We start from the raw sequence: 20,728 nt of genomic DNA, 5'->3' as shown, positions 1-20,728 counted from the left end.
TCCGGTCAGCTGAAGGTGTGGCGGCTAAGCGGCAGGCTACGCACGCGCTGGCCGGTGAGCTGCGCCACGGCGTTGGCCACGGCAGGCGCCACCGCCGGCAGCGGCGGCTCGCCGATACCGCCCATCTTCGCCCCGCTCTCGACGATGCGCACATGCACCCGGGCCATGCGCGAGGGCGGCAGGATCGGATACAGGTCGTAGTTGCGCGCACGCGGCTTGCCGTCGATGAACACCGCTTCTTCCACCAGCGTCTGCGACAGGCCCAGGGCCACGGCACCGTTGACCTGGTGCTCGATGATCGCCGGGTTGACGATGCTCCCAGGGTCGATTGCCTGCCAGATGTCATGCACCTTGACCTGGCCGTTCTCGATCGACACCTCGGCGATGGCCGCCGCCTCGGAGCCGAACGGCGAGGCCATGGCAATGCCACGGGCACGCTTGCTGCCGTCTTCTGCGGTAAACGGCCCGCGCTTCCAGCCGCCGGACAACTCGGCCACTGCGTGCAGCAGGTTGGTCAGGCGCTGATTATCGCGCAGCAGGTGCAGGCGCAGTTCGTAGGGGTCCTTGCCGCCCTTGTCGGCCAACTCGTCAAGGAACGACTCATAGAAGAAGTCGTTCAGCGAATTGCCCACCGAGCGCCAGTAGCCGAGCATGGCCGGGCCTTTGACGTAGACCTGGGCGATGCGTTTGTTGGCAATGGCGTAAGACTTGCCCGACAGCCCTTCGAGGGCCGTGGGGTCGATCTTGTCGCCTTGCTTGCCAGCGAGGGCTTCGGTCGGGCCTTCGGTGGCGCTCACCGCTTCGATGGCCACTGGCAGGCCATCGGCATCCAGCCCGGCGCGGAACTTGACCACGGCGACCGGGCGCAGCACGTCGCGCAGGAATTCTTCCTCGCGGCTCCAGATCAGCTTGACCGGGCGGCCGACGGCCTTGGCCAGGGCGATGGCCTGTGGGTACGGGTTGGCCGAGTCATACAGGAAATGGCGGCCGAAGAAGCCGCCGAGCAGCGGCGAGTGCAGGGTGATCTGTGCAGCATCCAGGCCGGTACGCTTGGCGATGTCGTCGCGGAACATGTCTGGCGCCTGGTTGGGCAGCCAGACATCCAGGCTGCCGTCCGGGTTGAAGCGGGCGAGGGCGGACGGTGGCTCCAGCTGGGCATGGTTGAGGTACTGGTTGTGGTAGCTGGCCTCGACCTTGGTCTTGGCATTGGCCAGGGCGCCGGCGATGTCGCCTTGGTTTTCTTCGTCGCGGGCCGGCCCTTCAACGCTGGCCAGGTGCTCGCGCCAGCCGTCGCTGGAGAAGTCTGCCGGCATCGGCCGCACCTTGCTGTCGGCACCCGGCTCATTCCAGTCCACCTGGATTGCCTCCACGGCACGCTTGGCGTGCCACCAGCGCTCGGCGACCACGGCCACCGCGCCCGGCAGCTGATGCACCGAGTGCACGCCCTTCATGCCCTTGACCTGCTCCTCGTTACGCAGGCTACCCACGGTCATGCCCAGGCGTGGCGCGTGCTGCACGGCAGCGTGGAGCATGCCGTCGACCTTGATGTCGATGCAGTACTGGGCCTTGCCGGTGGATTTGTCGTAGGCGTCCAGGCGCCGCACCGGTTTGCCGATCCAGCGGAACTGGCTGGGGTCGCGCAGCTTGATGCTGGCCGGGTCCGGCACCGGCAGGTCCATGGCACGGCTGGCCAGCTCACCATAGGCCAGCGAACGGCCCGTGGCGGCGTGCATGACCTTGCCAGGCTCGGTGGACAGTTCGCTGACGGGCACCTTCCATTGTTCGGCGGCGGCCTGCAGCAGCATGGCCCGGGCCAGGCCGCCGAGGCGGCGCATGGTCGGGTAGCTCATGCGCACCGACATGCTGCCACCGGTAATGCGCATGCCGTTTTCCATCACCACGTAGGCTTCACCGGGCGGTGCGCTTTCGACCAGGAAATTGGCCGGGTCGACATCCAGTTCTTCACCCACGATCTGGGCCATGGCCGTGAAGGGGCCTTGGCCGCCTTCCATGAACGGGCTGAGCAGGCGCACCTTGCCGTCCGGGCGGATTTCCAGGAACGCCGGCACCTGGGTGCCGCGTTCCGGGGTGGCTGCCGCCGCTGCCTGCACGCGGGTGGCGCCCAGCGGCAGGCCGAAACCCAGCACCAGGGCCCCGACAGCGGTGCTGGCCAGAAAGCGCCGGCGCGACAGGTTGACGGTTTCGCCCAGCTGCAGCCTGAGCAGTTCTGCGGGGGTATCGACGGGCGTGTTCATCAGGCCTGCTCCCCTTGGGCCAACGCATGCACGGCGGCATGGATGGCGTTGTAGGTGCCGCAGCGGCAGAGGTTGACCATTGCTGCGCTGATTTGTTCGTCACTGGGCTTGGGGGTGTGCTTGAGCAGTGCCGTGGCCGCCATCACCTGGCCGGACTGGCAGTAGCCGCACTGGGCCACCTGGTGCTCGACCCAGGCCGCTACCACGCGCTTGCCCACCGCGTCGGCCTCGACCGCTTCGATGGTAGTCACCTCGCGCCCGACCACGCCGGCCACGGGGGTGACACAGGCACGCACGACGTTGCCATCCACCAGCACCGAGCAGGCGCCACACTGGGCCAGGCCACAGCCATACTTGGTACCGGTCATGCCCAGGTCGTCACGCAGCACCCACAACAGAGGCGTGTCGGCATCGGCGTCGACCTGATAGGTCTGCTGGTTGATATGAAGTTCCATGGCTCACCTGCTGATCATCGGTTGATGGCGTTTACGGTCTGCTGGGGAATACGTTGTTCCCCAATCCAGAAACGCTAGCACAGTGGTACGACCACTGGTCCGTCTGCGGCGCAGGTTCAGAGGATCAGGCAAGCAATCCGGTGGAATGCGCAATATCCCGCAGCGATCCGGTATGGACGCGGAGAGGACTTCCGAGCGGAAAACCCGGATAATGCCGGCCAATTTCGTTTTGCACGCTTAACTGACGGTAATCCCCGCATGGAAATCAAGGTCAATTTTCTCGACAACCTTCGTCTCGAAGCCAAGTTCGACGACTTCACGGTGATCGCCGACCAGCCGATCCGCTACAAGGGCGACGGTTCGGCACCGGGCCCGTTCGACTATTTCCTGGCGTCGTCGGCCCTGTGCGCGGCGTACTTCGTCAAGCTGTACTGCCAGACTCGCGATATCCCCACCGAGAATATCCGCCTGTCGCAGAACAACATCGTCGACCCGGAGAACCGCTACAACCAGATCTTCAAGATCCAGGTCGAGCTGCCCGAAGACATTTCCGAGAAGGACCGCCAGGGCATCCTGCGCTCCATCGACCGCTGCACCGTGAAGAAAGTGGTGCAAACCGGCCCCGAGTTCATCATCGAAGAGGTCGATAACCTCGACGCCGATGCCCAGGGCCTGTTGATGCCGGTGGCCGACACCACCACCTACATCGCCGGCAAGGACCTGCCGCTGGAGCAGACCATCGCCAACATGTCCGGCATCCTTGCCGGCCTTGGCATGAAGATCGAGATCGCCTCGTGGCGCAACATCGTGCCCAACGTCTGGTCGCTGCACGTGCGCGACGCGCAGTCGCCAATGTGCTTCACCAACGGCAAGGGTTCGACCAAGGAAGCCGCACTGGCCTCGGCGCTGGGTGAGTTCATCGAGCGACTGAACTGCAACTTCTTCTACAACGACCAGTTCTGGGGCGAAGACATCGCCAATGCGCCGTTCGTGCATTACCCGAACGAGCAGTGGTTCAAGCCAGGGCCAAAGGACGAACTGCCGGCCGAAATCCTCGACGAACATTGCCTGGCGATCTACAACGCGGACGGCGAGCTGCGCGGTTCGCACCTGTACGACACCAACTCGGGCAACACCGAGCGCGGCATCTGCTCGTTACCGTTCGTGCGCCAGTCCGACGAGCAGGTGGTGTACTTCCCGTCCAACCTGATCGAGAACCTGTTCCTCAGCAACGGCATGAGCGCCGGCAATACCCTGGCCGAAGCCCAGGTGCAGTGCCTGTCGGAAATCTTCGAGCGCGCGGTGAAACGCGAAATCCTCGAAGGTGAGCTGGCCCTGCCGGACGTCCCCCAGGACGTGCTGGCCAAATACCCTGGCATCCTCGCCGGCATCCAGGGCCTGGAAGAGCAGGGCTTCCCGGTGCTGGTCAAGGACGCCTCGCTGGGCGGTGAGTTCCCGGTAATGTGCGTGACCTTGATGAACCCACGCACGGGTGGCGTGTTCGCCTCGTTCGGCGCTCACCCGAGTTTTGAAGTGGCGCTGGAGCGCAGCCTCACCGAGCTGCTGCAAGGCCGCAGCTTCGAGGGCCTCAACGACCTGCCGCAGCCGACCTTCGAAAGCCATGCATTGACCGAGCCGAACAACTTCGTCGAGCACTTCATCGACTCCAGTGGTGTGGTGTCGTGGCGCTTCTTCAGTGCCAAGGCCGATTTCGAGTTCGTCGAGTGGGACTTCTCCGGCCATGGCGAGGACTCCAACATCCAGGAAGCCGCGACCCTGTTCGGCATCCTCGAAGACCTTGGCAAAGAGGTGTACATGGCCGTGTACGACAACCTCGGCGCCACTGCCTGCCGCATCCTGGTGCCGGGTTATTCCGAGATCTACCCGGTCGAGGACCTTATCTGGGACAACACCAACCGCGCCCTGGGCTTCCGTGCCGACATCCTCAACCTGCACAGCCTCGACGACCGCGCCCTGCGCGCGCTGCGCCGGCGCCTGGATAAATGCGAGGTGGATGACTACACCACCATCACCACCCTGATCGGCGTCGAGTTCGACGAGAACACGGTGTGGGGCCAGTTGACCATTCTTGAGCTGAAGTTGCTGATCTGCCTGGCGCTCAAGCGCTTCGAGGATGCCAAGGAGCTGGTCGAGGCGTTCCTGCAGTTCAACGACAACACCGTCGAGCGCGGCCTGTTCTACCAGGCGCTGAACGTGGTGCTGGAAGTACAGTTGGATGACGAGCTGGAAATGGCCGACTACGAAGCCAACTTCCGCCGCATGTTCGGCAACCCGCGGATGGACGCGGTGCTGGGTTCGGTCGACGGTAGCGTGCGCTTCCATGGGCTGACACCGACCAGCATGAAGCTCGAAGGGCTGGACCGCCACCTGCGCCTGATCGAGAGCTACAAGAAGCTGCATGCTGCGCGGGCCAAGTTTGCCTGACCGACCCGGGGGCGCGAATGGGCTGCAATGCAGCCCTCGATAGCCGGCCTGACGCGTTGCTCAACAGCGCATAACCGCCGTAAAGGTCAGTTCTTGCACTTGGCCTGCACCACCTGGCAGGTGTCTGGCGTGCCACCTGAGCGGCCGGCATAGCGGATGCAATTGTTCAGCGACTTCTGCTTGGCAATGCCCAGTGTGTTGCCCCAGGCCAGGCCGCCTTCACCGCTGCTCGGCAGCGCCTTGGCGTAACAGTTCGAGCCCGGCGCGGCGGCGTAGTAGCGCGCCTTGCTGCTTTTGCTCGAACAGCCGGCATTGAGTGCCAGGCTGATGGCCAGCAAGGCATGCGCGGTCCAGTACGCGTAAGGTCGTGTGCTGCAAGTGTTCATGGTATCCCTCGTTCCGACGCGCAAAGTCTTTCAGGATATTTCTATCAAGCCAAGCGGTGAACTATCCGAACGTCAAGGTGATCCCTTCTTAAGCGCACCCTGCGCACGCCTGATGGACCAGGCCTCGTGCCAGTCCGTCAGCTCCGGGTCACCGACTGATAAGGAGGCGCCGTGACCGCTACAGAGCAAACCCTCTACCGATGCACGCCCAGCCCGCTGCATGCGATCTTGCTGGCCGGCACGGTCCCGCTGTTTCTCGGCGCGCTGCTGAGCGACATTGCCTACTTCAAGAGCTACCAGATCCAGTGGAGCAACTTCGCCGCCTGGCTGATCGCTGGCGGCCTGCTGTTCTGCGGGCTGACGCTGTTGTTTGCCCTGGCCAACCTGATCCGCGCCCCCCGCAAGGGTGGGCGGCCGACGCTGTACTTCCTGCTGTTGCTGGCGACCTGGGTGTTGGGGCTGATCAACGCCTTCGAACATGCCAAGGATGCCTGGGCGGTGATGCCGGCAGGCCTGGTGCTGTCGGTGATCGTCACTGTGCTCGCCTGCGTGGCGGCATGGCTGGGCATGAGCAACCTGCGTTCGGGAGGTGAGGCATGAAGCCGTTGCATGGAATGTCGCTGCTGAGCGTGGCACTGCTGCTGGCCGCCTGTGGTGGTGACGGCGAGCCGAACCAGGCTGTGGGACCCGACCCGAAACTGCCGGCTCCGGAGCGCGGCCTGCTGCCAAGCATGAAGATCGCGCAACCGGCGCAGTGGGGCGATCAGAAACCCACCGTGCCTGAGGGTTACAGCATCACGGCCATCGCTACTGACCTGAAAATCCCGCGCCAGAGCCTGGTGCTGCCCAATGGCGATATCCTGGTTGCTGAAGGGCGAGGCGGCAGTGCGGCCAAGCTCAAGCCCAAGGACGTCATCGCCAGCCAGATCAAGGCCAAGGGCAATACGCAGGTGAAGGGCGGCAACCGCCTGACCCTGCTGCGCGATGCCGACGGCGATGGCAAATATGAAGTACAGACGGTGTTCGCCGAGGGCCTCAACGCGCCCTACGGCCTGGCCTTTGCCGACGGCAAGCTGTATGTGGCCAACCAGGATGCGCTGGTGCGCTTCGATTACCAGGATGGCCAGACCAAGGCCGGCGGCCCGCCGACCAAGGTCACCGACCTGCCGGCCGAGATCAACCACCACTGGACCAAGGCGCTGACCATCAGCCCTGATGGCCGCTATCTGTACGTGGGCATCGGCTCGAACAGCAACATCACCGAGCGTGGCATGGAGGTGGAGATCGACCGTGCCATGGTCTGGCAGATCGACGCCGTGACCGGGGCGCACAGGCCTTACGCCACCGGTTTGCGCAACCCTACGGCACTGGCCATTCAGCCGGACACCGGGCAGTTGTGGACGGTAGTCAACGAGCGTGACGAGCTGGGCCCGGATCTGGTACCGGACTACCTCACTTCGGTACGTGAGGGCGGCTTCTACGGCTGGCCTTACAGCTACTGGGGGCAGAACGTCGATCAGCGGGTGAGGCCACAGAACCCGGACAAGGTGGCGGCAGCTATCAAGCCGGATTACAGCCTCGGGTCGCATGTTGCCGCACTTGGTGTGGACTTCTCTATCCCGGCCATGGGCGAGCGCTTTGCCGATGGCGTATTCGTAGGCGAGCACGGTAGCTGGAATCGGCCAAACCCGGTGGGTTACAAAGTGATCTTCGTGCCGTTCAAGGCGGGCAAGCCGGCCGGTGAGCCGGTCGACTTCGCCACGGGGTTCCGCGGGGCAGATGGCAAGACCCGAGGCCGGCCCGTCGGGGTTACGGTGGACCCACGTGGCGCCCTGATCATCGCCGATGACCTTGCCAACACGGTATGGCGGGTGACGCGCAACTAGCGAGGGGCCCTGTCGGTTCATTGACGCGAGGGGGTTGAAAGGTGTTGTGGGTGGGGCGTTTGCCTGCAGAGTGGCGAGCAATGGCTATGCTTGTGTGCGCGTAGACATTGCACGCACAACCCCGGTCTTGATCACATGGAAGCAGGCCTATGAATCCTATCTGCACCCTCGCTCGCGCTGTTGCCCTTGCCACCTTGATGTCCGCTGCCACCTTCACGGTGCAGGCTGCCGAGATTCCGATTGGCAGCCAGGCACTGGAAAGCCATGTCAAAACCCAGGTCACCGCCATCGACCTGGCCAACCGCCAAGTCACGGTAAAAGGGCCGAACGACAAGGATGTGACCCTGCAACTGACGGAAAAGGCCAAGGCGCTGCCCAACCTGAAAGTCGGTGACAACGTTGATATCTACGTCACCCGGGCCATCGCCTATGTGCTTAACAGCGACGTGGGTGGTGCGCCGAAGGCCACTGAAGAGTCCGGGGAAATCCGTGCCACCAAGGACAACCCCAACCCCGGCGGCGAAGCCTTCCGCCAGGTCCGGGTGACCTCGCAGATCAAGAAGATCGACCTGAAGAAACATGAAGTCAGCCTGCTGCCGCCGGAAGGCAAGCTGCAGGTGGTCAAGGTCGAGAACCCAGACCTGCAGAAGCGCATGAAGAACCTCAAGGTCGGCCAGACCGTCGATGCGATCTACACCGAAGTGCTGCGGGTCGATACCTGGCGTTGATGTCGGGCAGCGGGCACGCTTCGGCAGGCCCGCATCTGGCTCCATGCGTGGGGCGAATACACCACGTGCACCTTTTCGATTTCCATAAGCGCAGCCGATTTACCGATCATGGTCTCATCCTGTCTTCAGATGAGACCTTTCATGTCCTACAAGAACCTGTTGCTTGCATTCCTGCCCGTGATGATGGCCCTGCTGGCGGGCTTCGTGCTGCCTTACCAGGCCGCCAGCAACGCCGCCGTCGGCCGTGCGCTGGGACACTGGTTGTGGGGCGCCTTCACCTCGTTGACGGTCAGTTCGGTGGTGATCATCACCGCGTTGCTGATCCTGCGGGTGCCCGTGCCTGACCTGGGCAAGGCGCTGCAGGGGCCGTGGTGGCTATGGATCGGTGGCGTGCTGGGCGCCCTCTATGTGGCTGGCGCTGCTGCCTTGACACCGAAGCTGGGCACGGCGGGTTTCCTGGTGCTGGTGGTGGCAGGGCAGATCCTGACGTCGGTGATCGTCGATCACTTCGGGCTGATGGGCGTTGCCAGCAAGCCGGTGAACCTGGCCAGGGTGGCCGGTGTGCTGCTGATCCTCGGCGGGGTGTTGCTGGTGCAGGGCGGCTGGACCTCGACGCCGTCGTCCGGCCAGGCTGTGGCCGAGCGCTGATCAATGCCCAGGCTGGCTGCAGGCCCAAACCGCCTCGCGCAGCCAGCGATGGCCGGGGTCGCTGTCTTTCCTGGCGTGCCAGGCTTGTTGATAGGCGAGGGCGGGGATCGGCAGCGGTGGCGTGAACTGGCGCAGTGACGGGTGCTGGCGCATCGGGCCTACCGCTCGCCTGGCCACGGTGAGGATCAGGTCGGTGCCGGCGAGCACTTCGACTGCTGCGCTCCAATGTGGCAGCGCCAGCGCAATATGCCGGCGCAGGCCTTGTTCGGCCAACGCTCGCTCGATCTCATCGTGGGCATCCGGGTGCATGGCCATGAGCACGTGCGGGCGCGTCAGCCAGTCCTCCAGCGCAAGCCCGCCCTCGGCTGGCAGCACCTGGCGATCAGCGACGCTGATGAAGCGGTCTTCGAACAAGGTCTGGGCGGTGATGTCGGCTGGCAGTTCCGGGAAGATGCCCAGGGCCAGGTCGAGTTCGCCATCGAGCAACTGCGCGAGCATGCTATCGCGGCTGGCCTGGCTGATCGCCAGGTCGACGCCGGGGGCAACCTGGCGCAGGTGGCGGACCAAGGGTGGCAGGATGATGCGTGAGGAATAGTCCGACAGCGAAAGCCTGAAGCGGCGCCGAGCTTGGGCCGGGTCGAACTGCGGCGCGGCCAGCAGGCCGTTGAGGCTGCCGAGGGCGTCCTGCAGCGGTTTGGCCAGTGATTGGGCGCGGGCGGTGAGGGCCATCTGGCCGTGCTGGCGGATCAGCAAGGGGTCGTCGAAGTGTGCACGTAGCTGCGCCAGGGCATGACTGACGGCGGGCTGGCTGCGGTGCAGGCGCAGGGTGGCGCGGGTCACGTGCTTTTCGCTGAGCAGGGCGTGCAGGGTGAGCAGCAGGTTGAGGTCGATCTTGCGCAGTTCATCCATGGGGCGAATGCTTTGATTGGCTTTGGCAGGTGATTATCAGCGTAACAGATGTAATCGCTTTTTCGTGGGACAGGCCGCAAACGCCAGGCGTGGCGGCGCTGTCCAGCTGCCACTGCTGTGGGAGCAGCTCGAGCACCTGCATTACCTTGCTCATGAAGCGTGCTTCATTGCCAATTCGGTGAAAACCGAAGTGCGTTGCGAGCCGGTCTATCTCACCTGAAATCTTAAATAAATCACATGAGTTGTATTTGCTAACTCGTTGATTTTAATGATCTACCTTTTCGCAAGTGTGTGCTGGACACACTGTTCGTAGTACGTCTGCTTGATCGCCGCTGGCTTGAGCCGTGAACGGCTGTTGTAGGTCTGTTCGGTAATGCCCATGGCGGTCATGCGCATCCAGGGTTTGGCGAACCGGCGTACCTGCAGTTTCTTGCGCGTGGCGTACAGGGTGACGCCGGAGAGCTTGGCCTGCTGCGCCTCGGCGGCGATCTGCGAGCCCCATCCACAGGTTTGGCGGTCGTTCTGGCTAAGCGCTTTGGCCTGGGCGCCAAAGGCGGCAGTGGCCAGCAGGCAGCCGGCCATCGTTGCTAGAAATACTCGCATTTTGCTGTCCTAAGCATCTGAAGATGAAGGGAGTTTGCCTTCGCTTCAGATGCCTGGGGGCCAGTATTTTCGAATCAGGTAGTGGCGATGCGAAAGCGATTTGCCAGTGCCGGGTGCAGGCAGCTCAGCGCCAAACCGGCGATCCACACCACTGACACGCCGTAGTTCAGCCGCTGGTACAGGCCGAACAGCTGGCCGCTTTGTGCGGCCTGGGCCATGAACACGACGCTGACCAAGGCGGATATCAGGCACACCAGCGAAAACCAGCTCAAGGCTGGCGAACCGATCAGGCGCTTGCCGAGCCAGGCCCACAGCGCGCTGGCCAGGGTCAACGAGAGGAACATCAGCAGGCCACTGAGGTTGTGCAGTTGCTGCGAGCTGGACGGCTCGGCAGGTGCGCAGCCCTGGTCGCACGGAAACAGGCCAGTGCCGAAGCTGCCCAGGCCATGCAGCAGGACCAGGGCAGCGCTCAGCAGCGCAAGTTTCGAGGCGCGCCAACGCCGGGCAAGGCCCCAGGCGAATAGGGCGAACAGCAGGGCGAGGGGGAAATTATTGACCAGGGGCGACCAGTGCTGGGTCGGGGAACCTTGGGCGCCGAGCTGGCTCATGGCCTGCTGCAGGTGGTCGTAGCCGGGGTAGGCCTGGGCGGTGGACCAGACGCCGATCAGCAACCAGAACGGGATGAGCAGGCCACAAGCGAGCAGGGCACGGTCGAGCGGTTTCATGCAGGACTTCCTTCCATGGAAAGCGTCTACTGTAGCGGCTTCAGCCCTGCGTGTCCCGGCGCATCTGGGTCACCAGGGTGAACCGGTCATCCGGGTGCACGGTCTCGGAAACTGCCATCAGGTCGCCGTTTTTCTCGCGGTAATGACGGATGATCTTCAGCCCTGGGGTGCCCGTCTCGGCCTTCAGTTCACGCGCCATCTCTGCTGTCAGCAACACGGCCCGTACCTGCTGGTCGACGACGGCGATCGCCCGGCCATAGTGCTGTTCGATCAACGCTGCGATCAGCTGGTCAGGGTGCTCGCGGGCCAGTTCGATGACCTCGGCGTAATCGCGCTGGGCATAGACATCGGTCCAGCACAACGGCGCGGCATTGTGCTGGCGGTCGACGCGGATGCTCGACACGCAGAAGTAGTGCTCCCCCGGCACCAGCCCCAGGCGCGCCGCCTCACTCAGATCGGCGACGAAGTGGCGCACGTTCTGGATATCCCGTTGCTGGGTTTCCGCCAGGTGCGCAAGGTCGGCCACGGTCGCCAGTGACTGGGAATAGCCGCCGCGTGGGCTGCTGGCCTCGACCCGGGTGCCGACCCGCTTGCGGCGTGACACCAGCCCCTGATTGAGCAACTGGTTGATCGCTGCCCGCACCGTGTGCCGGCTCACCTCATACAAATCGCACAGCTCGAATTCGGTCGGCAGCAGGCTACCCACCGGGTAACGGCCACTGGCGATGCCTTCCATCAAGTCCTTGGCCACCACGGCGTATCGCGTTTCGTTCATGCCTTGCGTCAATCCCCTCAAATCCACGGATTGGCAGTTTATCAGTGCTGGGGCGAGTTCACCGAGTCCAACGCAGGTGACCAATACGCCCGCGTGCTGGGGCATGCACCTGGCGCAGCGCTTTGATGAAATACCGCGTCAGGTGTATGTGATCGTACAACTGCTTGCGCTATCATGACGGCTGTCTTTCAAGGTGAAATACAGGGCATGACAGAGCAGCAGGTACAGGCAAGGACCCGGCGCAAGCCGCGTAGTCTGGCCCAGGAACTGGTCACGGTGCTGACCGAGCGCATTCGCAGCGGCCAGCTCAAGCGCGGCGACAAGCTGCCGACCGAATCGCAGATCATGGCCGAGGAGGGCGTCAGCCGCACCGTGGTGCGTGAGGCGATCTCCCGGCTGCAAGCGGCCGGCCAGGTGGAGACGCGCCATGGCATCGGCACCTTCGTGCTGGACGCCCCGGCGACCGGGGGCTTTCGTATCGACCCGGCGACCGTGGTGACCTTGCGCGAAGTGCTGGCGGTGCTGGAGCTGCGCATCGCCCTGGAAATCGAGTCGGCGGGCCTGGCGGCGCAACGGCGCAGCGACGAAGCGCTGGCGGGCATGCGGGCGGCGCTGGACGAGCTCAACGAAGGCGCGGCACATGCCACCGATGCAGTGTCGGCGGACTTCCAGTTCCACCTGCGCATTGCCCAGGCCAGTGGCAACCACTACTTCGCCGATATCATCAACCACCTGGGTACCAGCATCATTCCGCGTACCCGGTTGAATTCGGCGCGGTTGGCCCATGATGACCAGGCGCATTACATGAGCCGCCTGATGCACGAGCACGAGGCCATCTACGAAGCCATCGCCCGACGCGACAGCGAAGGGGCGAAGATGGCGATGCGCATGCACCTGAGCAACAGCCGCGAGCGATTGCGCCAGGCTCATGAAGCAGCAGAGGCTCAGGGGGGCTGAGGCCTCTATAACCTGTAATGGCCTCTTCGCGGGTTCACCCGCGAAGAGGCCGGGACAGGCGATAAAGAAAAGCCCCGCAAATGCGGGGCTTTCCTGTTTCAGTTCATTACTCAGATGGCGCCTTCGCTCCACTGCCCATTGACCAGGCGACGCAGCCCCAGCGGGTTGTGGTCACGCAGTGCCTCCGGCAGCAGCGCCTGCGGGTAGTTCTGGTAGCACACCGGGCGCAGGAAACGGTCGATGGCCAGGGTGCCGACCGATGTACCACGGGCATCGGAAGTCGCCGGATACGGCCCGCCGTGGACCATCGCCTCGCACACTTCCACGCCGGTCGGGTAGCCATTGACCAGGATGCGGCCGACTTTCTCTTCCAGCAGCGGCACCAGCCAGGCGAAGGCCTCGAAGTCCTCCGGCTCGCCGATCAAGGTCGCGGTCAGCTGGCCGCGCAGGCCGAGCAGGGCGTCACGCAGTTGCGCGTTGTCCTTGACCTCGACCGCCACGGTGGTCGGGCCGAACACTTCTTCCTGCAGCAGCGGGTCCGATTCCACCAACAGGCGGGCATCAGCCTTGAACAGCTGAGCACGGGCCTGGCTGCCTTCCTGGGCCTGGCCGGCGAGGTGCTCGATACCCGCGTGGGCGTGCAGGTGCTCCAGGCCGCCCACGTAGCTGCGCAGGCCGCCAGCGTTCAGCATGGTCTGCCCGGCCTGTTGGTCCAGGTGCTGGCCAAGGTCGGCGAGCAGCTGGCTGTACTGCGCGGACTGCAGGCCGATGACCAGGCCCGGGTTGGTGCAGAACTGCCCGGCACCCATGCACACGGAACCGGCCAGCTCACGGGCGATGGCCTCGCCACGCTTGGCCAGGGCGCCCGGCAGGATGATCACCGGGTTGATGCTGGACATCTCGGCGAATACCGGGATCGGCTGCGGGCGCTCGGCGGCCATGCGGCACAGGGCGTCGCCACCCTTGAGCGAACCGGTGAAGCCGACGGCCTGGATGGCCGGGTGCTTGACCAGCGGCTCGCCGACGCCAGCGCCGAAGACCATGTTGAACACGCCCTTGGGCATGCCGGTGCGCTCGGCCGCGCGCTGGATGGCGCAGCCGACCAGGTCGGCGGTGGCCATGTGGCCGCTGTGCGCCTTGAACACCACCGGGCAACCGGCGGCAAGGGCCGCAGCGGTGTCACCACCAGCGGTGGAAAAGGCCAGTGGGAAGTTGCTGGCACCGAACACGGCGACCGGGCCGACGCCGATGCGCATCTGGCGCAGGTCGACCCGCGGCAGCGGCTGACGGTCGGGCAGGGCCAGGTCGATGCGCGCACCGAGGAAATCGCCACGGCGCAGCACTTGGGCGAACAGGCGCATCTGGCCGCTGGTGCGGCCGCGCTCGCCCTGGATGCGGGCGGCAGGCAGGGCAGTCTCACGGCAGACGATGGCGACGAAGGCGTCGTCCAGTTCGTCCAGTTCGCCAGCAATGGCATCGAGGAACTCGGCACGGCGGGCCGGTTTCAGGTTGCGGAATTCGACAAACGCGGCAGCAGCGGCATTGGCTGCCTGGTCCACTTCGGCCTCGGTGGCCTGGGCGAAGCTGTAGGGCAGGGCCTCGCCGGTGGTGGCGTCCAGGCTTTGCAGGCGTTGCGAACCAGCGGCGCTGCGCTGGCCGGCGATGAAGTTGTGGCCGAGGATCTCTGGCATGTGCGGCTCCTAGGGTTGAATGTTCAGGTAATCGGTGCTGGATTGAACAGGGTGATGTCGTTGTGCAGGCGGTGCTGTTCGGCCCAGGTCTGTTTGCGGCCGCTGGCCACGTCCAGGTAGTAGTGGAACAGCTCCCAACCCAGCTCTTCGATGGTCGAGCGGCCACTGGCAATGCGCCCGGCGTCGATGTCGATCAGGTCCGGCCAGCGCTGGGCCAGCTCGGTGCGGGTGCAAACCTTGACCACCGGCGCCATGGCCAGGCCATACGGCGTGCCGCGGCCGGTGGTAAACACGTGCAGGTTCATGCCGGCGGCCAGTTGCAGGGTGCCGCAGACGAAGTCGCTGGCCGGGGTGGCGCAGAAGATCAGGCCCTTGCGATTGACCCGCTCGCCCGGGCCAAGCACGCCCTGGATGGCGCCGCTGCCAGACTTGACGATCGAGCCGAGGGACTTCTCGACAATGTTCGACAGGCCGCCTTTCTTGTTGCCCGGCGTGGTGTTGGCGCTGCGGTCGGCCGCGCCTTGCTGCAGGTAGCGGTCGTACCAGTCCATCTCGCGCACCAGGGCATCGGCAACTTCCTGGTTTTCGGCGCGGGAGGTGAGCATGTAGATGGCATCGCGCACTTCGGTCACTTCCGAGAACAGCACGGTGGCACCCGCGCGCACCAGCAGGTCGGCAGCGTAGCCGAGTGCCGGGTTGGCGGTGATGCCGGAGAAGGCGTCACTGCCGCCGCACTGCATGCCGAGGATCAGCTCGCTGGCCGGCACCGTCTCGCGGCGGCGCTGGTCGAGCTTCTTCAGGCGGGTTTCGGCCAGGCCCATGATCTGCTCGATCATCTCGACAAAGCCGAGGCTGGCGTCCTGCAGGCGATACAACCAAGGCTCGCTGAGGTCCACCGACGGGTCGTTGTCGTGCATCACCTGGCCGGCCTGGAGCTTTTCGCAACCCAGGCTGATCACCAGCGCCTCGCCACCGAGGTTGGGGTTGCGCGCCAGGTTGCGCACGGTGCGGATCGGGATGTAGGCGTCGCGGGCATTGATCGCCACGCCGCAACCGTAGCTGTGGGTGAGGGCGACCACGTCATCGACGTTGGGGTATTTGGGCAGCAGTTCGGCGCGAATGCGCTTGACCGCGTGCTCCAGCACGCCGGTCACGCACTGCACTGTGGTGGTGATGCCGAGGATGTTGCGGGTGCCGACGGTGCCGTCGGCGTTGCGGTAGCCTTCGAAGGTGAAGCCGTCCAGCGGTGGCAGGGCATCGGGTACTGCGTCGCAGCGCGGCAGGCTGTCCAGCTCGGGGGCGGCCGGCATGGCCAGCTGGCTTTCCTGTACCCAGCTGCCCTGGCGCAGGTCTTCCAGCGCATAGCCGATGATCTGCCCGTAGCGGCGTACCGGCTCGCCCTTGGCGATCAGCACGGTGGCGACCTTGTGGCTCTGTGGCACGCCTTCGACCAGGGTCAGGCCATCGGCGAAGCGGGCACCTTCGCCCAGGCCGCCGTCGTTGACCACCACCACGACATTGTCGTCGTCGTGCAGGCGGACGTAGCGGGGCGAGTCGGAATGTTCGATCAACTGCATGTTTGGGCCCTACTTGTCAGGTTCTCAGGCTTTTGTACATCCGCCCGCGCAGGCGTGGGCGTGTTCACTCAGTGCCGCGAGCTGGCCAGTTCGCCATTGGCGGCCGGCTCAGACTGTGGCTTTGGGGCATCGTCGCGCAACTCGATACGCTTGATCGGGCCGACGATCACCAGGTAGCTGAACACCGCCACCAGGGCGTTGGCACCCACGTACACCAGGGCCCACTTGAACGAGCCGGTGGCGCTGATGATGTAGCCGATCACGATCGGGGTGGTGATCGAGGCAACGTTGCCGAAGGTGTTGAACAGGCCACCGGACAGCCCGGCGATCTGCTTGGGCGAGGTGTCTGCCACTACGGCCCAGCCCAGTGCACCGATGCCTTTGCCGAAGAAGGCCAGGGTCATGAAACCGACCACCATCCACTCGGCGTCGACGTAGTTGCAGAACACCATGCAGGTCGACAGCAACAGGCCACAGACGATCGGCAGCTTGCGCGAGAAGGTCAGCGAGTTGCCACGGCGCAGCAGCCAGTCCGAGATTACCCCACCCAGCACGCCGCCAATGAAGCCGCAGATCGCTGGCAGCGAAGCGATGAAGCCAGCTTTGAGGATGGTCATGCCGCGTTCCTGCACCAGGTACACCGGGAACCAGGTGAGGAAGAAGTAGGTGATGGCGTTGATGCAGTACTGGCCCAGGTACACGCCCAGCAGCATGCGGCTGGTCAGCAGTTGCTTGATGTAGCCCCACTTCGGGCCGTCGTTGCCACGCTTCTGGTCCATGTCGACCAGGCCGCCGTTCTGCTCGATGTGTTCGAGTTCGTCCTTGCTGATGCGCGGGTGCTGGCGTGGGTTGTAGATGGTCTTCAGCCACACCATGGAGAACACGATGCCCAGTGCACCCATGACCACGAACACATGCTCCCAGCCAAAGCTGAACACAATCCAGCCCATGATCGGAGCGAACAGGGCGGTGGCGAAGTACTGCGCCGAGTTGAAGATCGCCGAGGCGGTGCCGCGTTCCTGGGTTGGGAACCAGGCTGCGACGATACGGGCATTGCCCGGGAACGACGGGGCTTCGGCGAAGCCGACGAGAAAGCGCAGGGTGAACAGGGTCACCACCGCCCAGGCCACCGGCAGGCCACCGACAAAGCCCTGCAGCAGGGTGAACAGCGACCAGGTGAAGATGCTGAAGGCGTAGACATTCTTCGAACCGAAGCGGTCCAGCAGCCAGCCGCCGGGGATCTGCCCGGCCACGTAAGCCCATCCGAAGGCGGAGAAAATATAACCAAGGGTAACGGCGTCGATGCCGAGGTCTTTCTGCAGGCTGGAGCCTGCGATGGCGATGGTTGCTCGGTCTGCGTAGTTGATCGTGGTCACCAGGAACAGCATGAACAGGATCAGGTAGCGCACATGCGTCTTTTTAGTCGCTTGCATGCTGTTAATACTCCCACTAGTTATTTTTGTGCGGGCTCACGAGTTGTAGCCGGAGTGGGGCTGGCCCACTCCGGATGCGGCAATGGCAGGCCGCGGGGTGCGCTTATTGCGGACCCATCTTGTCCATCAGGGCTGCGAGCATTTCGTACTCTTCGGCGGTCAGGTCGGTCAGCGGGGTGCGCACCGGGCCTGCGTCGTAACCGGCGATCTTGGCACCGGCCTTGACGATGCTCACGGCGTAGCCGGCCTTGCGGTTACGGATGTCCAGGTACGGCAGGAAGAAATCGTCGATGATCTTGGCCACGGTGGCGTGATCGTCGCGGGCGATGGCGTGGTAGAAGTCCATCGCGGTCTTGGGAATGAAGTTGAACACTGCCGACGAGTACACCGGCACACCCAGTGCCTTGTAGGCCGCAGCGTACACCTCGGCGGTTGGCAGGCCGCCGAGGTAGCTGAAACGGTCACCCAGGCGACGACGGATCGACACCATCAGTTCGATATCACCCAGGCCGTCCTTGTAGCCGATCAGGTTCGGGCAGCGCTCGGCCAGTTGCTCCAGCAGGTTGGCATTCAGGCGGCAGACGTTGCGGTTGTACACCACCACACCGATGTTGACCGATTTGCAGACCGCTTCGACGTGGGCGGCAACGCCGTCCTGGCTGGCTTCGGTGAGGTAGTGCGGCAGCAGCAGCAGGCCCTTGGCGCCCAGGCGTTCGGCTTCTTGCGCGTATTCGATGGCCTGGCGGGTAGAACCACCGACGCCGGCGAGGATGGGCACCGACTTGGCGCAGGTGTCGACTGCAGTCTTGATCACCTGGCTGTATTCGCTGGCGGCCAGGGAGAAGAACTCACCGGTGCCACCGGCGGCGAACAGGGCGCTGGCGCCGTAAGGGGCGAGCCACTCCAGGCGCTTGATGTAGCCAGCCTGGTTGAAGTCGCCCTGGGCATTGAAGTCGGTGACCGGGAAAGACAGCAGGCCGTGGGAGAGGATGGATTTCAGTTCTTGTGGATTCATTGTTGTAGGCATCCTGTGGCGCTTGGGGTGAAGGGTGTTGTTCTGCGATGGAGGTAAGTTATCGTACAACATGTGCGATGACTAGTCCTCTGTGCAGAAAATTTTGTGGGGATGCCTAGGGGTAGGGTTCGGGATGTGCGGGGGGCACAGAAAATCGCACGACAACCACTCGGCAGTCATCGTATCTCTAGAGGGGGAGGGAAAAAAACGATCGCGGAGACAGGCACAAGCCCGCCGCCCGCTTCCACGGGAAGTGTTCTGGGACCAGCAGAGGGTGACCGGGGAAGCGGGGGCGACCTTGCGCCGCCCCGCGATCAAAGCTAACGAAGCTGAAACTGAATCTCAGGCAGCCTGCTGGCGCTTGATCTGGCTTTTGCGCACCTGGGCGCGGCAGGCATCGCCGAAGGCCTGGAAGATCTTGATCGAGTCAGGGTTCTTCGCCGCCTGCCATTCCGGGTGCCACTGCACGGCAAACAGGAACGGCGAAATGCTCGGCGCGTGGATCGCTTCGACCAGGCCGTCTTCGGCGTGGGCAATCGGTTCGATGCCGGCGCCGAGGTTGCGCAGGCCCTGGCCGTGCAGCGAGTTCACGCGGATCTCGTCGGTGCCCAGGGTTTCACGCAGCCAGCTGCCCGGCTTGATCTTCACGCCATGCACCTGGGCGTATTGCACATCGACCGGATCTTCCGGGTTTTCCCGGTGGTCATTGAAGCCAGGCTCGGCGTAGACCTTCTGGTAGATGTCGCCGCCCAGGGCAACGTTGATTTCCTGCATGCCACGGCAGATGCCGAAGATGGGCAGGCCGCGCTTGAGCGCCGCCTTGACCAGCGGGATGTCGAACAGGTCGCGGTTCTGGTCCTGGCCCTTGCCTGGCGTTTCGTTCTCCTGACCGTACAGGGTCGGGTCGATGTTGCTGCCGGCACCGGTCAGGTACACGCCGTCGGCCATGTCCAGATAGGTCTCGAGGTCTTCGATGCCACAGCAGGTGGGCACCAGCACCGGGACGCAATCGGCGAAGTCGACCAGCGGGGTGATGTATTTGTGGGTCATGACCTGATAGTCATGGCCTTTGCGCTCTTGGCTGCCCATGGTCATCAGGACCACGGGTTTGCGCAGGGAAGGTTGCTTGTTGCCAATGTTGCTGTTGGACATATGTCACCTTATGACAGGGCTCTGCCTGTCGTTGTTGTGCAGGTGCACGGCCCGTGGCCATGTTGTGCTACCTGAAGTCCCGAGCACTGCCGGCTCATAACTGGACGATTCCGGTCGGGGCTTGTAGATAGCTTGCCAGAGCCGTTCGATATGTCAAACGAGCAAAAAGCGGTTAAGGCGCCGAATTTCGGGGGCTGAACCCTTGCGAGCCTGAGCCGGCAAGGGTTTGGCAGGGGGTAAGGTCAATTATATTTAACGACGCAGTTGGATCATTGCAGCGCTGCAATGATCGTTGCCTCAGTGCAGTATCTGCGCCAGGAACGCCTTGGCCCGCGCCGTGCGCGGCTGGTTGAAGAACACCTGGGGCGGGCTGTCCTCGATGATCTGCCCGCCTTCGAGGAACAGCACCCGTTCCGCCACCTGGCGGGCAAAGCCCATTTCATGGGTGACGCAAAGCATGGTCATGCCGGTGCCGGCCAGTTGCACCAGCACGTCGAGCACCTCGGCGACCATCTCCGGGTCAAGCGCCGAGGTCGGCTCGTCGAACAGCATGATGCGCGGCTTCATGCACAGCGCCCGGGCGATGGCCACGCGCTGCTGCTGGCCGCCGGACAACTGGCTGGGGTATTTGTGCGCCTGGCTTTCGATACCCACCTTGCTCAGGTACATGCGCGCCCGTTCCTCGGCGTCCTTGCGCGACAGGCCGCGCACGCTGGTGGGGGCGAGCAGGCAGTTGTCGAGCACGCTCATGTGCGGGAACAGGTTGAAGTGCTGGAACACCATGCCGATCTCGCTGCGCACCTGGGCCGCCTGGCGAGTGTTGGCGGCAAGGTCCGTGCCGGCCACCCGGATGCTGCCCTGCTGGGCGATTTCCAGGCGGTTGATGCAGCGGATCAACGTCGATTTTCCCGAGCCGGACGGGCCACACAGGACAATGCGCTCGCCTTCGCGCACCTGCAGGTCGATGTCACGCAGTACATGGAAGGCGCCATAGTGCTTGTTCAGGCCCTCGATACGGATCAGCTCCGGGCGTGGGTCAGGTTCGGGGGCAAGGCTGGCAACGCTCATGGGGGCGGTCATGTTGTTGT

19 protein-coding genes are annotated in these 20,728 nt (G+C 64.1%); 6 read left to right on the top strand and 13 right to left on the bottom strand.

From position 1 onward, the window contains the following. Positions 1-5: 5 nt before the first annotated feature. Both F6X59_RS19225 and F6X59_RS19220 read right to left on the bottom strand, forming a co-directional pair. The gene (locus F6X59_RS19225) at positions 6-2,255 is read right to left on the bottom strand and encodes a xanthine dehydrogenase family protein molybdopterin-binding subunit (protein WP_152957603.1); all 2,250 of its coding nucleotides are present in this window, start codon (positions 2,253-2,255) and stop codon (positions 6-8) included. After that, positions 2,255-2,710, bottom strand: a complete 456-nt coding sequence (locus F6X59_RS19220; protein WP_152957602.1) for a (2Fe-2S)-binding protein — start codon at positions 2,708-2,710, stop codon at positions 2,255-2,257. The genes F6X59_RS19225 and F6X59_RS19220 overlap by 1 nt, the downstream gene beginning before the upstream one ends. 258 nt (positions 2,711-2,968) lie before the next feature. On the opposite strand from F6X59_RS19220, the gene F6X59_RS19215 reads away from it, so the two are divergent. Then, complete coding sequence (locus tag F6X59_RS19215; protein WP_152957601.1) at positions 2,969-5,155, top strand: OsmC domain/YcaO domain-containing protein; 2,187 nt, start codon at positions 2,969-2,971, stop codon at positions 5,153-5,155. An 86-nt stretch (positions 5,156-5,241) separates the two neighbouring features. Here F6X59_RS19215 and F6X59_RS19210 read toward each other — a convergent pair whose 3' ends face one another. After that, positions 5,242-5,541 carry a hypothetical protein gene (locus tag F6X59_RS19210; RefSeq protein ID WP_152957600.1) on the bottom strand — a complete coding sequence of 100 codons (300 nt, stop codon included), beginning with the start codon at positions 5,539-5,541 and terminating at the stop codon, positions 5,242-5,244. Between the two features lie 171 nt (positions 5,542-5,712). On the opposite strand from F6X59_RS19210, the gene F6X59_RS19205 reads away from it, so the two are divergent. The 4 genes from F6X59_RS19205 to F6X59_RS19190 all read left to right on the top strand — a co-directional run bounded on the left by F6X59_RS19205 (position 5,713) and on the right by F6X59_RS19190 (position 8,803). Further along, positions 5,713-6,141 (top strand): DUF2231 domain-containing protein, encoded by a 429-nt coding sequence (locus tag F6X59_RS19205; RefSeq protein ID WP_372240447.1) that lies wholly within the window; start codon positions 5,713-5,715, stop codon positions 6,139-6,141. After that, entirely contained in the window at positions 6,138-7,427 is a 1,290-nt protein-coding gene (locus F6X59_RS19200; RefSeq protein ID WP_152957599.1) for a sorbosone dehydrogenase family protein, read from the top strand. Before F6X59_RS19205 ends, F6X59_RS19200 begins: the two co-directional genes overlap by 4 nt. A gap of 149 nt (positions 7,428-7,576) precedes the next feature. Further along, entirely contained in the window at positions 7,577-8,155 is a 579-nt protein-coding gene (locus F6X59_RS19195; RefSeq protein ID WP_152957598.1) for a hypothetical protein, read from the top strand. Between the two features lie 141 nt (positions 8,156-8,296). Beyond that, a complete protein-coding gene (locus F6X59_RS19190) occupies positions 8,297-8,803 on the top strand; it encodes a DMT family transporter (protein ID WP_152957597.1) in 507 nt (168 codons plus the stop codon). Here F6X59_RS19190 and F6X59_RS19185 read toward each other — a convergent pair whose 3' ends face one another. From F6X59_RS19185 to F6X59_RS19165, 4 genes are all read right to left on the bottom strand, one after another. Next, complete coding sequence (locus tag F6X59_RS19185) at positions 8,804-9,712, bottom strand: LysR family transcriptional regulator (RefSeq protein ID WP_152957596.1); 909 nt, start codon at positions 9,710-9,712, stop codon at positions 8,804-8,806. 273 nt (positions 9,713-9,985) lie between these two features. Beyond that, entirely contained in the window at positions 9,986-10,315 is a 330-nt protein-coding gene (locus tag F6X59_RS19175) for a hypothetical protein (RefSeq protein WP_152957595.1), read from the bottom strand. Positions 10,316-10,389: 74 nt separating this feature from the next. After that, complete coding sequence (locus F6X59_RS19170; protein WP_152957594.1) at positions 10,390-11,040, bottom strand: DUF998 domain-containing protein; 651 nt, start codon at positions 11,038-11,040, stop codon at positions 10,390-10,392. Between the two features lie 40 nt (positions 11,041-11,080). Then, positions 11,081-11,815, bottom strand: a complete 735-nt coding sequence (locus tag F6X59_RS19165) for a GntR family transcriptional regulator (protein WP_152957593.1) — start codon at positions 11,813-11,815, stop codon at positions 11,081-11,083. Between the two features lie 207 nt (positions 11,816-12,022). Between F6X59_RS19165 and F6X59_RS19160 the strand changes: the two genes are divergently transcribed. Then, positions 12,023-12,772, top strand: a complete 750-nt coding sequence (locus tag F6X59_RS19160) for a FadR/GntR family transcriptional regulator (protein WP_152957592.1) — start codon at positions 12,023-12,025, stop codon at positions 12,770-12,772. Positions 12,773-12,882: 110 nt separating this feature from the next. Here F6X59_RS19160 and F6X59_RS19155 read toward each other — a convergent pair whose 3' ends face one another. The 6 genes from F6X59_RS19155 to F6X59_RS19130 form a co-directional block, all read right to left on the bottom strand. Continuing rightward, entirely contained in the window at positions 12,883-14,463 is a 1,581-nt protein-coding gene (locus F6X59_RS19155; RefSeq protein WP_152957591.1) for an aldehyde dehydrogenase (NADP(+)), read from the bottom strand. Between the two features lie 23 nt (positions 14,464-14,486). Beyond that, entirely contained in the window at positions 14,487-16,040 is a 1,554-nt protein-coding gene (garD, locus tag F6X59_RS19150; RefSeq protein WP_152957590.1) for a galactarate dehydratase, read from the bottom strand. Positions 16,041-16,108: 68 nt separating this feature from the next. Further along, positions 16,109-17,473 carry an MFS transporter gene (locus F6X59_RS19145; protein WP_152957589.1) on the bottom strand — a complete coding sequence of 455 codons (1,365 nt, stop codon included), beginning with the start codon at positions 17,471-17,473 and terminating at the stop codon, positions 16,109-16,111. Between the two features lie 103 nt (positions 17,474-17,576). Then, complete coding sequence (gene kdgD / locus F6X59_RS19140; protein ID WP_152957588.1) at positions 17,577-18,488, bottom strand: 5-dehydro-4-deoxyglucarate dehydratase; 912 nt, start codon at positions 18,486-18,488, stop codon at positions 17,577-17,579. Between the two features lie 342 nt (positions 18,489-18,830). After that, positions 18,831-19,640, bottom strand: coding sequence for a gamma-glutamyl-gamma-aminobutyrate hydrolase family protein (locus F6X59_RS19135; RefSeq protein ID WP_152957587.1), 810 nt, complete (start codon positions 19,638-19,640; stop codon positions 18,831-18,833). A 297-nt stretch (positions 19,641-19,937) separates the two neighbouring features. After that, a complete protein-coding gene (locus F6X59_RS19130) occupies positions 19,938-20,720 on the bottom strand; it encodes an amino acid ABC transporter ATP-binding protein (RefSeq protein ID WP_152957586.1) in 783 nt (260 codons plus the stop codon). Positions 20,721-20,728: the final 8 nt, after the last annotated feature.

It is taken from the genome of Pseudomonas sp. MN1F (genome assembly GCF_009391885.1).
In the GTDB taxonomy this organism is placed as follows: Bacteria; Pseudomonadota; Gammaproteobacteria; order Pseudomonadales; family Pseudomonadaceae; genus Aquipseudomonas.
This window is presented reverse-complemented; position numbering and strand designations above follow the sequence as displayed.

Coding starts and splice junctions, on each gene's coding strand:
- F6X59_RS19225 (WP_152957603.1), bottom strand. CDS start 2,255: ATGAACACGCCCGTCGATACCCCCGCAGAACTGCTCAGGCTGCAGCTG.
- F6X59_RS19220 (WP_152957602.1), bottom strand. CDS start 2,710: ATGGAACTTCATATCAACCAGCAGACCTATCAGGTCGACGCCGATGCC.
- F6X59_RS19215 (WP_152957601.1), top strand. CDS start 2,969: ATGGAAATCAAGGTCAATTTTCTCGACAACCTTCGTCTCGAAGCCAAG.
- F6X59_RS19210 (WP_152957600.1), bottom strand. CDS start 5,541: ATGAACACTTGCAGCACACGACCTTACGCGTACTGGACCGCGCATGCC.
- F6X59_RS19200 (WP_152957599.1), top strand. CDS start 6,138: ATGAAGCCGTTGCATGGAATGTCGCTGCTGAGCGTGGCACTGCTGCTG.
- F6X59_RS19195 (WP_152957598.1), top strand. CDS start 7,577: ATGAATCCTATCTGCACCCTCGCTCGCGCTGTTGCCCTTGCCACCTTG.
- F6X59_RS19190 (WP_152957597.1), top strand. CDS start 8,297: ATGTCCTACAAGAACCTGTTGCTTGCATTCCTGCCCGTGATGATGGCC.
- F6X59_RS19185 (WP_152957596.1), bottom strand. CDS start 9,712: ATGGATGAACTGCGCAAGATCGACCTCAACCTGCTGCTCACCCTGCAC.
- F6X59_RS19175 (WP_152957595.1), bottom strand. CDS start 10,315: ATGCGAGTATTTCTAGCAACGATGGCCGGCTGCCTGCTGGCCACTGCC.
- F6X59_RS19170 (WP_152957594.1), bottom strand. CDS start 11,040: ATGAAACCGCTCGACCGTGCCCTGCTCGCTTGTGGCCTGCTCATCCCG.
- F6X59_RS19165 (WP_152957593.1), bottom strand. CDS start 11,815: ATGAACGAAACGCGATACGCCGTGGTGGCCAAGGACTTGATGGAAGGC.
- F6X59_RS19160 (WP_152957592.1), top strand. CDS start 12,023: ATGACAGAGCAGCAGGTACAGGCAAGGACCCGGCGCAAGCCGCGTAGT.
- F6X59_RS19155 (WP_152957591.1), bottom strand. CDS start 14,463: ATGCCAGAGATCCTCGGCCACAACTTCATCGCCGGCCAGCGCAGCGCC.
- garD (WP_152957590.1), bottom strand. CDS start 16,040: ATGCAGTTGATCGAACATTCCGACTCGCCCCGCTACGTCCGCCTGCAC.
- F6X59_RS19145 (WP_152957589.1), bottom strand. CDS start 17,473: ATGCAAGCGACTAAAAAGACGCATGTGCGCTACCTGATCCTGTTCATG.
- kdgD (WP_152957588.1), bottom strand. CDS start 18,488: ATGAATCCACAAGAACTGAAATCCATCCTCTCCCACGGCCTGCTGTCT.
- F6X59_RS19135 (WP_152957587.1), bottom strand. CDS start 19,640: ATGTCCAACAGCAACATTGGCAACAAGCAACCTTCCCTGCGCAAACCC.
- F6X59_RS19130 (WP_152957586.1), bottom strand. CDS start 20,720: ATGACCGCCCCCATGAGCGTTGCCAGCCTTGCCCCCGAACCTGACCCA.